We start from the raw sequence: 17,692 nt of genomic DNA, 5'->3' as shown, positions 1-17,692 counted from the left end.
GTCCCCCGCCGGATGGGTTGGGCCAGCGGCCGGGGAGGCTTACTGCTTCTTCAGGCCCAGGCTGGCGGTGAGCTTGCCGTACTTGCTCCATTCATCTCGCACGTAGGACGCGAAGGCCGCGGGGGTTTGCGGGCCGCCGCCCAGGTCCATGCCCTGGTCCGCCAGCTTCGCCGCGATCTCGGGATCGGCAAGTGTCTGGGCCAGCGCCCGATCCAGCTTGTCCATGATCGGACGGGGCAGTTGGGCGGGCGCGAGGACGGCGTACCACTGCACGACGTCCAGACCCTTGATGCCGGATTCGGCCAGCGTCGGGACGTCGGGCAGCCGCTTGCTGCGTTGCGGGCTGGTCACGGCCAGCGGGCGCAGCTTGCCCGCCTGGATCTGGTTGATCGCGCCGGGCAGCGTGTCGAAGTTCAGGTCCACGTTGCCGCCCAAGAGATCGGTCATGGCCTGGCCGCTGCCTTTGTAGGGCACGTGCTCCATCGACACGCCGGCAATCTGCGAGAACCGCGCGGCGCTCAGGTGCTGCGGGCTGCCCATGCCGGATGAGGCGTACAGCAGTTGCTTGGGCTTGGCCCGGGCGTCGTCCACCAGGTTCTGCACGGTGGTGTAGGCATGCTTGGTGGGGTTCACGACCAGCACGTTGGGCACCGACCCGATGTAACGCACCGCCGTGAAATCCTTGTTGGGGTCGATGTTGGACTGCACGACATACGGGGCGGCGACGGTGGACTGCATGTTGGCCAGAAGCAGCGTGTAGCCGTCCGGGTCGGCCTTCACCACGTAATCGGCCGCGATCAGGCCGGAGGCGCCCGGCTTGTTCTCGACCACCACCTGCTGGCCGAGCAGGGTAGACAGGCGCGCGGAAAGAATCCGGGCCGACACGTCGGTGCCGCCGCCCGGGACGAACCCGACGACCAGACGAATCGGTCGTTCCGGCCATTTCGAGTAGTCCTGCGCCAGGGCGGGGCTGGCGGCCGAGAGTCCGGCGGCCAGCGTCAGAACGCCGATCCAGGCGCGAGCATGCTTTTTCATAGGGTCTCCTTTGGTGGATGAGGCCTGCCCAGGGGCTGCTTGCTCTATGATTTGGGTCAGGTTGGTATGCCGTTGGTGTTTGGTATACCAGATACAAAAATAGTCGAAGTCGCGAGCATGAACAACCCATGGCTAACCCTGAACCCCTGATTGCCGACGTGTCCGTCCCCGATTTGGCCATCCACCATCCCACCTTGCCGGCGGTCGTGGCGGAACGGCTTCGCCAATTGATCATCGACGGCACCCTCAAGCCGGGCACCTGGCTGAACGAACGGGATCTGTGCGATCAACTCAAGATTTCCCGCACGCCGCTGCGTGAGGCGTACCGGATGCTGGCCTCGGATGGCCTGGTGACCTTGCAGCCCAAGCGCGGGGCGATGGTGATCGAACTGTCCGCCGAAGACATCGAAAACATCTTCGACGTGCTGTCCGTGCTGGAAGGGCTGGCGGTGCGCAGCGCCGCCGAGCGCGCGTCCGAGGCGGAGCTGGCCCAGATCGCGCGCCTGCATGCGCAGATGCTTGAAAACTATGAGAAACGCGACATCCGCGCGTACTTCGCGGCCAGCATGGGCACCCACATCGCGATCAATCGCGCCGCGCACAATCCGGCGTTGTCACACTCCTACGACCGGTTGAACCTGCAGGTGCAGGCCCTGCGCTACAAATCCAATTTCGACCTGGATGAGTGGACGACGGCGGTCGCCGACCACGAGGCCTTTGTGCAAGCGCTGTTGGCGCGCGATGGCGAACGCGCCGAAGCGCTGATTCGCAAGCACGTCGGCGGCAAGAAGGCCTACAACCTGCGCGGCCGGACCGGCAACGGCGCGGCCTGAGGGCATGGCGGCGGGCGCCGCCATGCAGTGGGGAATCAGGCGGGCTGCGCGACCACGCGCTTTCTGCCGATCATCAGGGCAAGCACGGCGGCGATGATGCCCGTCGCGCCCGACACCACGAAGGCCATCTGGTAATTGCCCTGGGCTTCGCGCAATGCGCCCGCCATCCAGGCGGCGCTGGCCGCGCCCATCTGATGGCCCGCCACGATCCACCCGAAGACGATCGACGCGTCGCGCTCGCCGAAGGCTTCCGTCGTCAGGCGCAGCGTCGGCGGCACCGTGGCGATCCAGTCCAGGCCGAAGAAGATCGCAAAGATCGACAGGCTGTAGAACGAGAAGTCGGAGTAGGGCAGGTACATCAGCGAGAGGCCGCGCAACGCGTAGTAGACGAAGAGCAGCTTGCGCGGGTCGTAGCGGTCGGTCAGCCAGCCGGATGCCGTGGTGCCGAGCAGGTCAAAGATGCCCATCATGGCCAGCAAGCCGGCCGCCTGCACCTCGGGCATGCCGTGGTCGCCGCAAAGCGCGATCAGGTGCGTGCCGACCAGGCCGTTCGTGGTGAAGCCGCACACGAAGAAGGTGGCGAACAGATACCAGAACGTGCGGGTCTTGGCCGCCCGCGCCAGCGTGCCGAACGTGGCGGCCACCATGCCCGTGCGCGGCGCGGCGGGCGCGGGCGGGGCGAGCGGATCGCTGCCGAACGGCACGAGCCCCACGCTGGAGGGGCGATCGGGCACCAGCCACCACGCCAGCGGCACCAGCGCGGCTGCGGCGGCCGCCACGGTCCACACCACGCGAGTCCAATCGCCGGACGACGCCAGCGCGGCCAGGACCGGCAGGAATACGAGCGTGCCGGTGGCGGCGCTGGCGGTCAGCAGGCCCATCATCAGGCCGCGGTGCTTGACGAACCAGCGGTTGACCACGGTGGCGCCCATCACGATGGCCACGGCGCCCGAGCTGAGGCCTGAGAACACGCCCCAGGTCATGATCAGGTGCCAGGGCTCCGTCATGTACGCGCTAACGGCGCTGGAGGCCGACATCAGGATCAGCGCGGTGATCAGCACGCGCCGCAGTCCAAAGCGTTCCATTGCGGCGGCGGCAAAGGGGCCCACCAATCCGTACAGAAAAATGCCCAGTGCGGCGGCAAACGAAATGGAGCTTCGGCTCCAGCCAAACGTTTCTTCCAGTGGCACCAGCAGCACACTGGGCGAAGATCGCAGTCCGGCCGCGACCAGCAGTGACAGGAAGATCACGCCGACGACCACGAACGCGTACTTCTGGCCGGCGCGGCGGAACGGAAAGGGAGGGTGGGCTATACTCATGTTACTGACCGGTACGTATTGAGGTGTGCGCATAGTACGTACCGGTCAGTAACATCGTCAAGCGCTTTTTGGCGACCCTGTTTTCGGGCGGGCTGATCGATGCCATCCCGCAGAAAAGGAGCCCAGCATGGCCAGTAAGAATCCCGCCGCAGCCGGTGATGCCGGCAACACCGGCAACTCCGGCAAACCCGCGTCCAAGCCGCTCCTGGCGGCCGACCGCATCCGCAAGACCGCCCGCGAGATGTTCTACCGCGACGGCATCCGCGCGGTGGGCGTGGACGCCATCGTCACCCAGGCGGGCGTGACGAAACCCAGCCTGTACCGCAGCTTTTCCTCGAAGGACGAACTGGCTGCCGCGTACCTGCGCGACTACGACGCTGAATTCTGGGCGCGTTTTGACGCCGCCTGCGCCGCCCATCCGGGCGATCCGCGCGCCCAGCTGCTCGACTATCTGACCGGCATGGCCGGCCGCGCCGTGCAGAACGGCTACCGGGGCTGCGGGCTGACGAACGCGGCAGTCGAGTACCCGGAGTCGGAACACCCCGCCCGCGCCGTAGCCGTCGAGCACAAGCGCGAACTGCGCCGCCGGCTGAACGACATGGCCGCCGGGATGGGGGCGGAGGATCCGGAAGCCCTGGCCGACGGACTGCTGCTTTTGATCGAAGGCGCATTCGTCTCCAGCCAGATTTTTGGCGAAGGCGGACCGGCGGGCCGGGTGGCTGCGATGGCCGACAAGCTGATCCAGGCGCATCTGCCCCGCCGTACGGGCTAGGGCGCCCGCACAAAAGCGGTGCGTAACCCTGTGCGGCGCGCACCGTTTTGGTGGTGTTTGTCCCCATTGCGCAACGCCGAAAAAAATGTTTGTTATTTTTATTGCAACGCAGCATACGTGGATCTAAGATGGCTTCACGTTGTTCCACATCGCTTTTCTCAAGGAGAGAATCATGAGCGATACCGCGTTGAAAAATGCCCGTATGTCGGATGCGCTGGAGCGGTCCCTGATCCGCGAGGCCATCAAGGCGGAAACCCTGTCCGGTCCTCATGCAGGCTCGCGCTGGTTGCGCCTGAAGCTGCGTATGGCCGCACTGGGCGGCGCCGTCGGCGAGGTCCTGCACAACATGGACGCTGGTCGCCGTCAGCACCCGGTAGTCTCCGCCTACCACTGAAGTCCCCCGCCAGAAAAAACGCCAGCTTTGATCGCTGGCGTTTTTTTTGTCCGATGCAAAGGGCGGCGTGGCCCGGTCAGGCGACGAGGTCCAGCAGCAGATAGCCGTCCAGCACGATGATGCCCACCGTGGCGCCGATGGCGGCCCAGGCCCACGCGCCGCGCAGCACATACACGCCCATCAACGGTTTGCGGCACGCCAGCACCACCAGCGGTCCCAGCGCGAAGGGCAACGCCAGGCTCAGGATGACCTGGCTCAGCACGAGCAGCCCGTCCGGATCCTTGCCGCCGGTGAATGCCAGCAGGCCAACCGCGGCGGCGCCCGCCACCACGCGCGTCATGAGTGCACGGCGGCGGTCCGACCAGTTGCTGCCCACCTGGAAACCCCGCGACAGGATGCGGCCGGCCAGCACGCCAGTGATGGTGGAGCTTTGCCCGGCGGCATACAGCGCCACGGCGAACACCACGGCCGCCCCGATGCCCAGCGTATGACCGATGACGGCGTGCGCGTCGTCCAGACTGGACACCACCATGCCCGATCCGGACAGCGACGCCGCGGCCACGATCATGATGGCCGCGTTGATCAGCATCGCCACGCCCAATGACACGATGGTGTCGTTGCGCGCCACGCGCATCGCCATGCCGCGCGCTTGCGCGGGCAGGTCCTGCGCCCGCTGCGCCAGCGTGCCGGAATGCAGGTACAGGTTGTGGGGCATGAGCGTCGCGCCAAGAATCCCCAGCGCAATCAGGAACCCCTGCGGATCGCGCAGCGCCTTGCCGGTCTCGGTCACGCCGTGCGCCACTTCCGTCCAGGCGGGATTGGCCTTGAACAGCAAGAACACGAACGACAGCGCCACCACGGCCAGCAGCAGGGCGATCACGCGTTCATGCCGGTCGGCATTGCCGCGCGTCATGGACAGCACGGCAAAGGTGCCGATGCCCGTGACGGCGACACCGGCGATGAGGGGCAGGTTGAACAGCAGCCGCAGCGCAATCGCGCCGCCGATCAGTTCGGCCAGCGCGGTCGCCAGGATGGCGGCCTCACCGGCAAGCCAGGCGGCTTTGGCGAGACGTGGGGAAAGGTGGCGGGCGGTGAGGGTGGCCAGATCCTGGCCGGTTGCCAGCGCCAGGCGCGATACGAGCACCTGAAAGCCAAGGGCCAGAAACGCCGACGTGATGACCACCATCAGCAGGCCATAGCCGAAGCCGCTGCCGCCGGCGATGTCGGTGGCCCAGTTGCCCGGGTCGATATAGCCGACGGCGACCAAAATGCCGGACCCGACCATGCGGCGCAGGTTGGCGGAAATCCGCGCGTCCTGCGCCAGGGCGGCATTGCCGCCTGAAATCGCATAGATGAATCCGGTCATGCATCGCTCCTGAGAATGGTTCTCATTGTCCGGAGGCGACGTTGTACCGTCAAATTGATTTTGGCCACGCCCGGGATAGGGCGTGCCAATGATCCGGCCCCGTTCAGAAGCCGGATCGGCCGTGCGCCCGTCAAGACTTGAGCTTGGCGTCCATCGAGATCTTGGCGTTCAGCACCTTGGAAACCGGGCAGCCCTTTTCGGCCTTGCGCGCGGCTTCTTCGAAGGCCTGGGCGGACGCGCCCGGGATGACGGCTTCGACGGTCAGGTGGACGGCGGTGATGGAAAAGCCGTCATCGACCTTGTCCAGCGTGACTTCGGCCTTGGTGTCCAGGCTGTCCGCGACCAGACCGGCCTCGGAAAGGATGTTGGACAGCGCCATGGTGAAGCAGCCGGCGTGCGCGGCGCCCAGCAGCTCTTCGGGGTTGGTGCCCGGCGTGTCGCCGAAGCGGGTATTGAAGCCGTAGGGTTGGCTCTTGAGCGCGCCGCTCTGCGTGGAAATCGTGCCTTTGCCAGTCTTCAGATCGCCCGACCAGGCGGCGGATGCGGTTTTCTTCATACAGGACTCCTGTGTGGGAACGCGGCCGCTCGCGGCGCGTTCTGGGTGGGAGAGGCGCCGTCCCGCGGACGGCGCGCCTTGCCTCAGGCGGCACCGTCGATGATACGGCCCGCCACCCCAGCCGTCGCGGAAAACGCCGGTACGCAACGGCAAGCCGATGTAACGGCATGCCGGCCCTGCACGCGCGCCAGGCATGCCGGCGATGGCAATGGGCCGGCCGCATCAAGAGGCGGTCGTGGCGCATCAGGCAAAATAGCGCCATCTCCTTCACTTCTTCCCAAGAGCCGTAGTCATGCCTCGCATCCTTGCCCGCTACGCCTGCGCTGTCGCGCTGGCCGTTCCTGTCTTGTCCGCTCAAGCCGAAATCGTGATCGGCGTGGACGTGTCCACCACGGGTCCCGCCGCCGCCATCGGCATCCAGACCAACAACGCGATCCGGCTGTGGCCCAACACCCTGGGCGGCGAACCCGCGCGCTACGTGGTGCTGGATGACGGCACGGACGTGAGCCGCGCGGTCAAGAACATGCGCAAGCTGACGTCCGAAGATAAGGTCGACGCCATCGTCGGCCCCAACATTACGGCGTCTGCATTGGCTGGACTGGACGTGCTGGCCGAGACCAAGACGCCGATGATTGCGCTGGCGGCGTCCAGCGTCATCGTCGAGCCGCAGTCGGATCCCAAGCGCACCTGGGCCTTCAAGATGCCGCAGAACGACTCGCTCATGGCGACCGTGCTGGTCGAGGACATGAAGAAAAAGGGCCTGAAGAACGTGGCCTTCATCGGCTTTGCGGATTCGTACGGCGATAGCTGGTGGAAAGAGTTTTCGGCCGCCGCCGGGTCGGACCTGAAGATCGTGGCGCAGGAACGTTTCCAGCGTACCGACGCCTCGGTCGTAGGGCAGGTGCTAAAGGTCATTGCCGCCAAGCCCGACGCGGTGCTGATTGCCGGCTCCGGCACGCCGGCGGCGCTGCCGCAAAAGACGCTGCTGGAGCGCGGTTTCACCGGCGCCGTCTACCAGACGCACGGCATCGGCACGCTGGAGTTCCTGCAGGTGGGCGGCAAGGACGTGGAAGGGACACTGTTCCCCACGGGGCCCGGCGTCGTGGCGCGTGAGCTGCCCGATTCCAACCCGGTCAAGAAGGTGGCCGTGGAATTCGCCGACAAATATGAACAGCAGTACGGTCCGAACACGCTGACGCAGTTCGCTGGCGACGCCTACGGCGCGTATATGCTGCTGGACTCGGCCGTGTCGCGCGCCCTGAAAACCGGCGCCAAGCCCGGCACGCCGGAATTCCGCCTGGCGCTGCGCGACGCGCTGGAGAACACCCGTGATCTGGTCGTGCCCAACGGCATCCTGAACATCACCAAGGACAATCACCAGGGCTTTGACGAGCGCGCCCGCGTGATGGGTACGGTCAAGAATGGGCGTTTTTCCTACGCCGAATAATTGGTGCCATATCTCTGTACCGTTCGTAACGTGTCCTAACGCTCCATAGGGCAACGGACGCCAAAAGCAGGCTTAGGCCTGCTTTTTCATGCCTATATCATTAGTGTCCGAATCATTTCTTAGCGTATTATTTTTAGTGAAGCCATGCACCTAGAAATAAATTCGGGAGAAATAATTCATGACCCTCATCCAATCCAGACGACTGTTGCTGGCCCTGAGCCTGGGCGTGCTCGCCGCATGTTCGGATTCGGGCGGCGACAAGTCCGCGGCCGGGGGCGGCGCGGCCGCCAGCAACGCCAGCACCCTTGAGGCGGCCAAGGCGGCGGGCAAGATCCGCATCGGCTACGCCAACGAGGCGCCGTTCGCGTACATGGATAGCAAAGAGGCCAAGGTCACCGGGGAATCCGTGGAAATCGCCCGCGTGGTGCTCAAGCGCATGGGCGTCAACGAAGTCGAAGGCGTGCTGACCGAGTTCGGATCGCTGATCCCCGGTCTGGCCGCCAAGCGCTTCGACATCATCGCGGCCGGCATGTACGTCACGCCCAGCCGCTGCCAGCAGGTCGCGTTTTCCAACCCGACGTACGGCGTCGGCGAAGCGTTTCTGGTCAAGCAGGGCAATCCCAAGAATCTCCATAGCTACGAAGACGTGCTCAAGAACCCGGACGCCAAGCTGGGCGTCGTGGTCGGCGCCATCGAAGGCGAGTATGCCGAGAAGGTCAAGATCCCGGCCGGCCAGGTGGTCGTGTTTCCGGATGCCGTCAGCGCGCTGTCCGGCGTGCAGGCCGGCCGGGCCGACGCCTATGCCGCCACCGCGCTCACCGTCAACGACCTCATGGGCAAGACGCAAGAGGGCAGCGGGCTGGAGAAGGCCGATCCGTTTACCGATCCGGTCATCGACGGCAAGGGCGTGCGCGGCTACGGCGCCTATGCTTTCCGCACCGACGACAAGGCCTTTGCGGACGCCTTCAATGCCGAGCTCGCCAAGTTCATCGGCACCGACGAACACAAAAAGCTTGTGGCGCCGTTCGGCTTTACCGCCGAGGAACTGCCTCAAGGGGTGACCGCGGACAAGCTCTGCAGCGGACAGTGAGGGGCGCCGATGCAGCTGATGTCTGAACATATCGCGGAGCTGGTGCCGCCCCTGCTCGAGGGGCTGGCCGTCACGCTCCAGATCATGGCGGGCGCGGTGGTCCTGGCGGTGCCGCTTGCGCTGCTGTCCGGAATCGGGCGCCTGTCTTCCCTGCGGCCGGTGCGCTGGACGGCCTCGGTCTACGTCGAGGTCTTTCGCGGCACGTCCGCCCTGGTGCAGCTTTTCTGGTTCTACTTCGTGCTGCCGCTGTTTGGCGTGCAGTTGCCGGCCATGCTGGTCGGCATCGTGGTGCTGGCGCTGAACGCGGGCGCGTACGGTGCGGAAGTGGTGCGCGGCGCCATCCGGGCCGTTCCGCCCGGTCAGCGTGAAGCCGGCGTGGCGCTGAACCTGACGCGGCGCCAGATCATGCAGCGCATCGTGCTGCCGCAAGCGGTGCCCGCCATGTTGCCGCCGGCGGGCAACCTGCTCATCGAGCTGTTGAAGAACACCGCGCTGGTGTCGCTGATCACCATCACCGACCTGACCTTCCGCGGCCAGTTGCTGCGCAGCGAAACCCTGCGCACGACCGAGATCTTCACGCTGATGCTGCTGATGTACTTCGGCGTGGCGCTGCTGATCACCGCGGGCGTGCGCCTGCTTGAGCGGAGGGTCCGAGTCCGATGACACCGATATTCGACTGGTCTTTCGCACTGGAAATCCTGCCCACGCTGGGCTCGGCGCTCGTCATCACCATCCAGGCCACCGTGCTCGGCATGCTGGTCGCGGTCACGCTGGGCTTGGTGCTTGCGATGCTTCGCCGCTCCAGGCTGCGCATCGTGTCGCTGCCCACGGCGTTCTTCATCGAGTTCGTGCGCAGCACGCCGCTGCTGGTGCAGATGTATTTCCTGTTTTACGTCCTGCCGCTGACGGGGGCGCAGATGTCGCCGCTGATGACGGGGATCGTGGCGCTGGGCCTGCACTATGCCACCTACTGCGCCGAGGTCTATCGCGCCGGCATCGAGGCCGTGCCGCGCGGCCAATGGGAAGCCGCCACGGCATTGAACATGTCGCGCTGGCGCACAGCTGTGGGCGTGGTGCTGCCGCAGGCGATCCCGCCCGTGGTGCCCGCGCTGGGCAACTACCTGGTGGCCATGTTCAAGGACACCCCGCTGCTGTCGGCCATCACGGTGGTCGAGCTGCTGCAGCAAAGCAAGATGATCGGATCGGCAACGTTCCGGTACACCGAACCCCTGACCCTGGTGGGCCTGCTGTTCCTGGCGCTGAGCCTGGTCGCGGCCTGGGGCGTGCGCGGCCTGGAGGCCCGCCTGCAACGATTTGGAGGAAAGCGATGAGCGCCAGCGTAAGCATCAAGAATCTGCACAAGCGTTTTGGAGACGTGGAAGTCCTGCGCGGCATCAACCTCGAGATTCCGGCCGGGCAGACGGTGGCCGTCATCGGCCCTTCGGGCTCGGGCAAGTCCACGTTGCTGCGCGTGCTGATGACGCTGGACCCGCCCACCAGCGGCGAGATCGAGATCGACGGCGAACCCATGTGGACCGACGCGCAGGGCCGGCCCGCCGGCGTTAACTCCGAACACCTGCGCAACGTGCGCGGCAAGATCGGCATGGTATTCCAGCACTTCAACCTGTTCCCGCACATGACGGCGCTGGGCAACGCCATGGAGGCGCCGCTGCACGTGCTGGGCATGCCGCGCGACCAGGCGCGCGATCGCGCCGTCGAGTATCTGGAAATGGTGGGGCTGGGCGACAAGCTCGACGTCTATCCCGCGCAGCTGTCGGGCGGGCAGAAGCAGCGGGTCGGCATCGCGCGGGCGCTGGCGATGTGTCCGCAGGTCATGCTGTTCGATGAGGTCACGTCCGCACTGGACCCGGAGCTGGTCGGCGGGATCCTGCAGATCCTGCGCGACCTGTCCGCCCGCCGTAGCATGACGATGATCATCGTCACGCACCAGATGAAATTCGCCGAACGCAGCTCGGACCGCACGCTGTTCTTCGACCAGGGCAACATCGTCGAGGACGCGGAATCGTCGGTGCTGTTCAGCCAGCCCAAGGAGGCGCGCACGCGTCAGTTCCTGGATTCGGTGATTGAAGGGCAGTAGTTGCCGGCTTGACCCTGCCGGAGGCGTTGGGATTGGCGGCGTTTGCATGCATGGGCGCTATGCTGTGACGTCCAACGCACCCGGAGCCTCCTGCATGAGCCATCTGTTCAGCCCCACGTCAATCGGCAACGTCGAATTGCCCAATCGCATCGTCATCGCGCCCATGTGCGAATACTCGGCGGAAGAGGGCCGCGCCACCGACTGGCACATGATCCACTTGGGGCACCTGGCGCTGTCGGGCGCGGCGTTGCTGTTCACCGAAGCCACCGCGGTCGAGGCCGACGGCCGCATCTCGCCGGGGGACCTGGGCCTCTGGTCCGACGAGACCGAAGCCGCACTGGGCAAGGTGGTCGCCGCCGTGCGGCGTTACTCGCCCATCAAGCTGGGCATTCAATTGGGACACGCGGGCCGCAAGGCATCCAGCGATGCGCCCTGGAACGGCGGCCAGCTGGTGCCCGAAAGCGCCGGCGGCTGGCTGGGCTGGGCGCCGTCGGCCGTGCCGCACAACGCGCACGAGCCCGCGCCGCATGCGCTGGACGCCGCGGGTCTTGAACGCGTTCGCAATGCGTTTGTCGACAGCGCCCGCCGTGCGCTGCGCCTGGGCTTTGACGCCATCGAGGTGCACGCCGCGCACGGCTACCTGCTGCATCAGTTCCTGTCGCCCCTGTCGAATCAGCGCGACGACGCGTACGGCGGATCCCTGGAAAACCGCATGCGCTTTCCGCTGGAAATTTTCCAGGCGCTGCGGGAGATCACACCGCCGTCCGTGGCGCTGGGCGTGCGCGTGTCGGCGACCGACTGGGTGGAGGGCGGCTGGGATCTTGATCAGACTTTGGTGTTCGCCGAGGCGCTGAAGGCACGCGGCTGTGAGTTCATCGACGTGTCCAGCGGCGGCGTGTCGCCGCAGCAGAAGATCCCGGTGGGGCCGAATTACCAGGTCCCGTTCGCCGAAGAGATCAAGCGCCGGATCGGCATGCCGACCATCACGGTGGGGCTGATTACCGAGGCCCAGCAGGCGGAAGACATCCTCGCACAGGGCAAGGCCGACATGGTCGCGCTCGCGCGCGGCATGCTGTACGACCCGCGCTGGCCGTGGCATGCAGCGGCCGAATTGGACGGCCAGGTCAGCGCGCCGAAGCAATACTGGCGGTCGCAGCCGCGCGAGTTGAAGGCGTTGTTTGGCGAGACGCGCTTCGGGCAGCGTTAAGGCAGTCAGGCAAGGCCAATGAAAAACGCCGCGATTTGAACTGACCCCCGAAAGTTGGACATTGATCCAACCTTCGGGGGTTTTTATATGGCGAAGTACAACGAGCAGTTCAAGTTAAAGGTGGTGCGGGAGTGTTTGAAGGGCACTGAGAGTGGTCGTTCGGTGGCGGCGCGCCACGAACTGCACCATTCGCTGGTCAGCGGATGGGTCGAGAGCTATCGCGTACATGGCTTGGCGGGTCTTCGCCGGCAGTCTGGGACGTATAGCGCAGCCTTCAAGCAGTCGGTGTTGCGCAAGATCCGCGACCAAGGGCTGTCCGACATCCAGGCCGCGACACTGCTGGGGATCCGCAGTTCAGGTCATATTGGGAAGTGGCGCGCCCAGTATGATGCTGGGGGTATAGAGGCGTTGGCGCGCAAGCGTCCAGGAGCAAGCATGCCCCACAAATACCCCCCGGAGCCCGTGTCCAAGGACATGACTAAAGAAGAGCTTCTCGAGGAAGTTGCGAACCTGCGAGCGGAGTTGGACTACCTAAAAAAGCTCGATGCCTTGATCGAAGCGGAAAAGACCAAAGCGCTCGTTGGAAAGCGCAAGTGGTCCAAGGATTGAGGCATAAGCATCCGCTGGAACGACTGCTGCGTGTGGCCGAGCTGTCACGCAGCACGTTCTACTACCACCTGAAGATGCTGGACGCCGCAGACCCGTACGCTGAGCTAAAGCAACGTATCGGCGCGACCTTCGCGCGTCATAAAGGCCGCTACGGCTATCGCCGTATCACGGCGGTGTTGCGCCAGGCGGGTGATCTGGTGAACCACAAAACGGTGCAGAAACTGATGCAGGCATTGGGCTTGAAGTCGCTTGTGCGCGCCAAGAAGTATCGGTCATACCGAGGCCAGTCACATCACGTGGTGGCCAATGTGTTAGCGCGTGACTTCGAGGCGGCGCAGCCGCACGAGAAGTGGGTTACCGACGTGACCGAGTTCAACGTGCGCGGGGAGAAGTTGTACCTGTCGCCGGTGATGGACCTGTACAACGGCGAGATCGTGGCTTACGAGACCAGCCGGCGACCGGTGTTCAAGCTCGTGGGCAACATGCTGAAAAAGGCGCTGGCTCGGCTACGCCCGGCGGACCGACCTGTCCTGCACTCCGACCAAGGTTGGCAGTACCAGCAACCCGCATACCGACACATGCTCGTAGCCCGGTCAGTAACGCAAAGCATGTCACGCAAGGGCAACTGCCTGGACAATGCAGCCATGGAGAGCTTCTTCGGTACGTTGAAGGCTGAGTTCTTCCACCTGAACCGCTTCGAGAGCATCGAGCAGTTGCAGATCGGCATCAGGCAGTACATCCGTTACTACAATCACGATCGCATCAAGCTCAAGCTAAAAGGCCTGAGCCCGGTGCAATACCGAGCTCAGGCCTTCGGGCTTTAGCTTCTGACCGTCCAACTTCTGGGGGTCAGTTCAGATTGCGGCGTTTTTTTGCACACAGCTTCGGCCGTCGCCAGCCACGCCGCTTACAGCTTGGCGTACGCGGCTTCCAACTCGCGATGCAGCACGTCGGCGAAGTCCGCGCTGGCGGGATCCTGCTGCGACAGCAGGCGCGCCAGCACGACGTTGTCTTCCTCGCCGTTCCAGATCTTGATGTAGGTGCCTTCCTTGTAGCCGTGCTGCTGGCGGAAGATGTTCAGCACGTTCTTGGACACATACTGCGTGTAGGCGTCGTTCCAGGTCATCTCGCAGGCGGTCATCGTCTGCTCCAGGACCTTGAAGCTGGCCCGGCCGCAAACGGCCAGCCCGCCGATCAGCTCGAGCAGTTCCGGCACGTTCAGCGCGTCCAGCGCATAGGTCTTGCCGTCCAGCGCGACCGTCGCCGGCGTGGCCAGGTCGGTCACCAACGCGCGCGCGGCGGCTTCGACGTCGCCAGCCGACTGGACGATCGTGTGCGACAGGTAGAAGTGCAGGATGTCGACCAGTTCCATCTGGACCTGCGGCAGGTCGATGGTCTGCTTCTTCCACCACTTCCAGCCGTAGTGTTCCAGGGCTTCGGCCGATTCAACGAACGCGGCGCGCAGGAAGCGGGCGCCGCCGTTGACCCAGTCCGGATTGATCATGCTGTTCAGATGGCCTTGCAGCTTCAGCATCGTGGCCGCCTGGGCCTGGTTCAATCCGACTACGTTGTTCACTTTCACTCCGGGAGGGGGCTGGTTCAATGGCCGGAAATGTTAGCACCAACGCCAGTCGGCCACGCCCCGGCGATTCAGGCGCCGTCCTTGCGGTATGACGACGGGGTCATGGGCGGCAGCTTGTTCAGCGGCGACTTGCGCGGATTGCGCGCGCTGCTGGCCGCCTTGAACAGCATGAAGGCGAAAAACGCCAGGAACACGGCGGGCATCAGTTCGTCCAGTTCGAACCGGGGACTGTGAAACGCGCGGAAAGCGATGTTGGCCGCGGCCCAACCCGCCATGATGCCGGCCACCGTCAGCACGGCGCCGATCTTGCGTGACCGCGCCTGCCGGGCGAGCGTGATGTTGGCCTCGTCGGGCTGGCCGGGGAACGTCGCCAGAGGCGCCTGCGTTGCGGTGTGCGAACGTGATGACGAAGATCCGGTGTTGCCCCAGGGCGCGTCCGACAGCGAGCCGGATGTCGGGGAGGGCGGTACGGCCACGGGCATTGGAACGGCAACCGGTGCCGTCTGCCTGCGCGCTTCGCGCCGGCTGGCGATGCGGCCCGGCGAAGCGCCTTTCGCGTTGGTCAACTCTTCGATATAGCGCGCGAAATCGCCGTTCTTGGGCTCGGCATCGATGGCCATGACGCTCTCCGGATCAATTGCCCCGCCGCACGCGCACCGGTTGGCGGCGCTTGCGCACCATGGCGAGGAGAAGCCCGCATCCTAGCAAAACCGAGAGCCCCGCGCCGATCATCATGGCGATCTGCTGCGCATTCTGCGCCGTGCCCAGGCTGCGCGCGGTGATATAGCCGGGTGCCAGCATCAGCGGCATCCACAGTACCGCCGAGAGCACGTTGGCCAGCTGGAAGCGGCCATGCGCCATGCCCATCACGCCCGCCACGGTGGGAATCGTGGAGCGGATCGGGCCCAGAAAGCGGCCGATCAGCACCGACGCAAAGCCATAGCGGTAGAAGAACAGCCGCGCCCGGGCCACGCCGGTGCGCTGTTGCTTCAGCGGCCAGCGCCGCAGTACGCCGGGACCCGCCCAGCGGCCCAGATAATACGAGAGCGCGTCGCCCACGATGGCGCCGGCAATGCCCCAGGCGATCACGCCCCACGGCGCCAGCGTGCCGGCGCCGATCAGGCCGCCCGTCAGCAGCATCAGGGCGGTGGCGGGAATGAAAAGTCCGAGGAGTACCATGGACTCGCCCAGCGTAAGCAGGAAGGTGATCGGTCCGGCCCAAGCCTGGTTGGCTTCGATGAACTGGCCGATCTGGGTGATGTATTCATCCATGAATGCAAAGTTGAAAATTAGCTGAACGCAATCGGGTATGTTAACGCCTGCGCGGCTGGCCGGAACGCGGCTAGGCCATTTGGCGTAACGCTCGACGTTGGAGAAACATGGATTCAGTTACACAAGCGGTGCTGGGCGCCAGCATTCAAGGCGCCATGCTGGGGCGCGTGCAGGGCAGACGCGCCCTCATCTATGGCGCGGCGCTTGCTACCTTGCCGGATCTGGACGTCCTGATGAGCTACCCGGATCCGGTGTCGCTCATGACGTATCACCGCGGCTTCTCGCATTCTGTGTTCGTGCTGACCGGCCTGGCGATGCTGCTGGCGTGGCTGATACGCAAGTATTGGCCCAATGCGCCCTATGGCGGGCGCAGGCTGTTCCTGACGATATGGCTGGTCCTGGTGACGCATCCCATCCTGGATGCGTTCACCGTTTACGGCACCCAGTTGTTCTGGCCGCTGGCGCTTACGCCAGAAAGCTGGTCGACCGTGTTCATCATCGATCCGGTGTACACCGTGCCGTTGCTGCTGGGTGTGCTGTTCGCCCTCGGCGTGGGCATGACGCGCACCGCGCGCCGGCTGCTGGTGGGGGCATTGGTCTTCAGCACGCTCTACCTGGGCTTCGGACTGGGCGGCCGCATGGCGGCCGAGCACCGCGTGCGGGACGCCATGCAGGCGCAAGGCATTACCGTGACGCAGCTACGCGCGGTCCCCATGCCGTTCAACACCCTGGTGTGGCGGGTGTTCGCCAAGACCGGCGATGGCGACTATTACGAATCGGTCAGCAGCCTGTTCGACCGCGATCCGCCGGAATGGGTGCGGCTGCCGCTCAATCTGGAGGCCGGACGCGTGCTGACGGGCGAGCCGCTGCACGAACGGCTGCGTTGGTTCACGGACGATTGGCTGCGGTACGACGTCATCGGCAATGCGCTGGTCGTGTCGGACCTGCGCATGGGCATGGCGGGTCATTACACCTTTCGCTTCAAGATGGCCGAGCGCACGCCGGACGGCGCTTGGCGCGCGGTCACGCCTTCCGTCTGGCCGACCGACCGTGGCGGCTGGGATGAACTGAAGCTGGTGCTCGGCCGCATCCTGCACGCGCAACCGCCATTGCCGCTGGCCGAGTGGTCCGAGCTGGCGAAGCAGTAGGCACAAGACGGGCTGACGGCTCGCGCGACCAAGGCTCCCGTGATCCGGGAGCCTTTTTCTTTTCCGTGGCCGTATTGACCTGTTTCCGTCGCTTGCATTATTCTTGTTCCCTAATGAGGAACTTAGGTTCCGTTTTATGGAACAAATATGAGTATTCTTGACGGCGTCCAACGCGTGCTGTCGTTGTACGCAGAGGGTGCGGCCGAATTGAGCTTTACCGAGGTCGCCGCGCGCCTCGCCATGCCAAAGAGCACGGCATCGCGTCTGCTGAACCAGATGCAGCACTACGGCATGCTCGATCAGGACCCCGCCACGCGCCGTTATCGCGCGGGCGCGCTGCTGGCGCAGGCCGTGCGAGCCGGCATGGCCGCCACGCCGATGGACGAGGCCTGCCGCGCCGTTCTGGCCCGGCTGTCGGACGACAGCGGGCTGACGGCCTATCTCTCCACGTTGAATCAGCGGGAAACGGTCGTGCTGCAACGGTTGAACGGCTCGCATCCGGTGCAGGTGCTGTCGCCGCCCGGATCGCGCCGTGCCGCATCTGGCACGGCAATGGGCCGGGCGTTGCTGTCGCGCCTGACCGACGCCGAATTCCAGGCCCTGTATGGCGCCGATCCCGCCCAGTCCCTGCCCGTGGAAGGACGCGACTGTCCGGCCACCGTTGGCGACCTGACACGCCTGGTGGCGCAGACACGCGTGGACCACTGCGGCGTCGCCATCGACCAGGCCATGCCGGGCATCGGTGCCGTCGCGGCGGCCGTGCGCGACCCGGCCACCGGCGAACTGCGCGGGCTATGCCTGTCGTTCGTCTCGTTCCAGGCCGATGCCGCGCGTGTGGCGGTGCTGCGCGAGTCCGTGCTGCAGCAAGTCGGCGCGCTTGGCCGCGAGCTCAACGATCCCTACTGGCTGGCCTGACCGTTCCAACAAGTTGCGAACGAATCCAGCCTTACAGAACCTTCACTCA

At 65.2% G+C, this 17,692-nt stretch carries 19 protein-coding genes; 12 read left to right on the top strand and 7 right to left on the bottom strand.

Annotated features, from left to right (window positions below):
• Positions 1-39: 39 nt before the first annotated feature.
• Complete coding sequence (locus tag CLM73_RS17245; RefSeq protein WP_105239472.1) at positions 40-1,035, bottom strand: Bug family tripartite tricarboxylate transporter substrate binding protein; 996 nt, start codon at positions 1,033-1,035, stop codon at positions 40-42.
• A 128-nt stretch (positions 1,036-1,163) separates the two neighbouring features.
• Here CLM73_RS17245 and CLM73_RS17240 point away from each other — a divergent pair, with 128 nt between their 5' ends.
• A complete protein-coding gene (locus CLM73_RS17240) occupies positions 1,164-1,868 on the top strand; it encodes a GntR family transcriptional regulator (protein WP_105239471.1) in 705 nt (234 codons plus the stop codon).
• Between the two features lie 35 nt (positions 1,869-1,903).
• Here the strand turns inward: CLM73_RS17240 and CLM73_RS17235 are convergent, their stop codons facing one another.
• A complete protein-coding gene (locus CLM73_RS17235) occupies positions 1,904-3,187 on the bottom strand; it encodes an MFS transporter (protein ID WP_105239470.1) in 1,284 nt (427 codons plus the stop codon).
• A gap of 127 nt (positions 3,188-3,314) precedes the next feature.
• On the opposite strand from CLM73_RS17235, the gene CLM73_RS17230 reads away from it, so the two are divergent.
• Both CLM73_RS17230 and CLM73_RS17225 read left to right on the top strand, forming a co-directional pair.
• The gene (locus CLM73_RS17230) at positions 3,315-3,959 is read left to right on the top strand and encodes a TetR/AcrR family transcriptional regulator (RefSeq protein ID WP_105239469.1); all 645 of its coding nucleotides are present in this window, start codon (positions 3,315-3,317) and stop codon (positions 3,957-3,959) included.
• Positions 3,960-4,131: 172 nt separating this feature from the next.
• A complete protein-coding gene (locus CLM73_RS17225) occupies positions 4,132-4,353 on the top strand; it encodes an XRE family transcriptional regulator (protein ID WP_105239468.1) in 222 nt (73 codons plus the stop codon).
• 76 nt (positions 4,354-4,429) lie between these two features.
• Here CLM73_RS17225 and CLM73_RS17220 read toward each other — a convergent pair whose 3' ends face one another.
• Positions 4,430-5,719, bottom strand: coding sequence for an Nramp family divalent metal transporter (locus tag CLM73_RS17220; protein WP_105239467.1), 1,290 nt, complete (start codon positions 5,717-5,719; stop codon positions 4,430-4,432).
• Positions 5,720-5,849: 130 nt separating this feature from the next.
• Positions 5,850-6,275 (bottom strand): OsmC family protein, encoded by a 426-nt coding sequence (locus CLM73_RS17215; protein ID WP_105239466.1) that lies wholly within the window; start codon positions 6,273-6,275, stop codon positions 5,850-5,852.
• A gap of 292 nt (positions 6,276-6,567) precedes the next feature.
• Here CLM73_RS17215 and CLM73_RS17210 point away from each other — a divergent pair, with 292 nt between their 5' ends.
• From CLM73_RS17210 to CLM73_RS17180, 7 genes are all read left to right on the top strand, one after another.
• Positions 6,568-7,722, top strand: coding sequence for an ABC transporter substrate-binding protein (locus CLM73_RS17210; protein WP_105239465.1), 1,155 nt, complete (start codon positions 6,568-6,570; stop codon positions 7,720-7,722).
• 178 nt (positions 7,723-7,900) lie between these two features.
• Entirely contained in the window at positions 7,901-8,812 is a 912-nt protein-coding gene (gene ehuB, locus CLM73_RS17205) for an ectoine/hydroxyectoine ABC transporter substrate-binding protein EhuB (RefSeq protein WP_105239464.1), read from the top strand.
• 9 nt (positions 8,813-8,821) lie between these two features.
• Positions 8,822-9,475 (top strand): ectoine/hydroxyectoine ABC transporter permease subunit EhuC, encoded by a 654-nt coding sequence (gene ehuC, locus CLM73_RS17200; RefSeq protein ID WP_105239463.1) that lies wholly within the window; start codon positions 8,822-8,824, stop codon positions 9,473-9,475.
• The gene (gene ehuD / locus CLM73_RS17195) at positions 9,472-10,143 is read left to right on the top strand and encodes an ectoine/hydroxyectoine ABC transporter permease subunit EhuD (protein WP_105239462.1); all 672 of its coding nucleotides are present in this window, start codon (positions 9,472-9,474) and stop codon (positions 10,141-10,143) included. Before ehuC ends, ehuD begins: the two co-directional genes overlap by 4 nt.
• Positions 10,140-10,910 carry an ectoine/hydroxyectoine ABC transporter ATP-binding protein EhuA gene (gene ehuA / locus CLM73_RS17190; protein WP_105239461.1) on the top strand — a complete coding sequence of 257 codons (771 nt, stop codon included), beginning with the start codon at positions 10,140-10,142 and terminating at the stop codon, positions 10,908-10,910. Before ehuD ends, ehuA begins: the two co-directional genes overlap by 4 nt.
• A gap of 94 nt (positions 10,911-11,004) precedes the next feature.
• Positions 11,005-12,117, top strand: a complete 1,113-nt coding sequence (locus CLM73_RS17185) for an NADH:flavin oxidoreductase/NADH oxidase (RefSeq protein ID WP_105239460.1) — start codon at positions 11,005-11,007, stop codon at positions 12,115-12,117.
• Between the two features lie 87 nt (positions 12,118-12,204).
• Positions 12,205-13,550 (top strand): IS3 family transposase gene (locus tag CLM73_RS17180; RefSeq protein WP_234015658.1). Its coding sequence is split into 2 segments (ribosomal slippage): positions 12,205-12,649 and positions 12,649-13,550, totalling 1,347 coding nucleotides; the frame shifts between segments, so codons are not numbered across the junction.
• A gap of 83 nt (positions 13,551-13,633) precedes the next feature.
• On the opposite strand, the gene CLM73_RS17175 is transcribed toward CLM73_RS17180, so the two are convergent.
• The 3 genes from CLM73_RS17175 to CLM73_RS17165 all read right to left on the bottom strand — a co-directional run bounded on the left by CLM73_RS17175 (position 13,634) and on the right by CLM73_RS17165 (position 15,580).
• On the bottom strand, positions 13,634-14,284 hold the full coding sequence (locus CLM73_RS17175) for a dUTPase (protein ID WP_105239459.1): 651 nt from the start codon (positions 14,282-14,284) through the stop codon (positions 13,634-13,636).
• Positions 14,285-14,376: 92 nt separating this feature from the next.
• A complete protein-coding gene (locus CLM73_RS17170) occupies positions 14,377-14,928 on the bottom strand; it encodes a hypothetical protein (RefSeq protein WP_105239458.1) in 552 nt (183 codons plus the stop codon).
• 13 nt (positions 14,929-14,941) lie between these two features.
• A complete protein-coding gene (locus tag CLM73_RS17165; protein WP_105239457.1) occupies positions 14,942-15,580 on the bottom strand; it encodes a DedA family protein in 639 nt (212 codons plus the stop codon).
• 107 nt (positions 15,581-15,687) lie between these two features.
• On the opposite strand from CLM73_RS17165, the gene CLM73_RS17160 reads away from it, so the two are divergent.
• The gene (locus tag CLM73_RS17160; protein WP_105239456.1) at positions 15,688-16,728 is read left to right on the top strand and encodes a metal-dependent hydrolase; all 1,041 of its coding nucleotides are present in this window, start codon (positions 15,688-15,690) and stop codon (positions 16,726-16,728) included.
• Between the two features lie 147 nt (positions 16,729-16,875).
• A complete protein-coding gene (locus CLM73_RS17155; RefSeq protein ID WP_105239455.1) occupies positions 16,876-17,643 on the top strand; it encodes an IclR family transcriptional regulator in 768 nt (255 codons plus the stop codon).
• Positions 17,644-17,692: the final 49 nt, after the last annotated feature.

This window comes from Achromobacter spanius, from assembly GCF_002966795.1.
Classification (GTDB): Bacteria; Pseudomonadota; Gammaproteobacteria; order Burkholderiales; family Burkholderiaceae_B; genus Achromobacter; species Achromobacter spanius_D.
The sequence above is the reverse complement of the archived record's forward strand: the minus strand, read 5'-3'. Positions and strand labels throughout refer to the sequence as shown.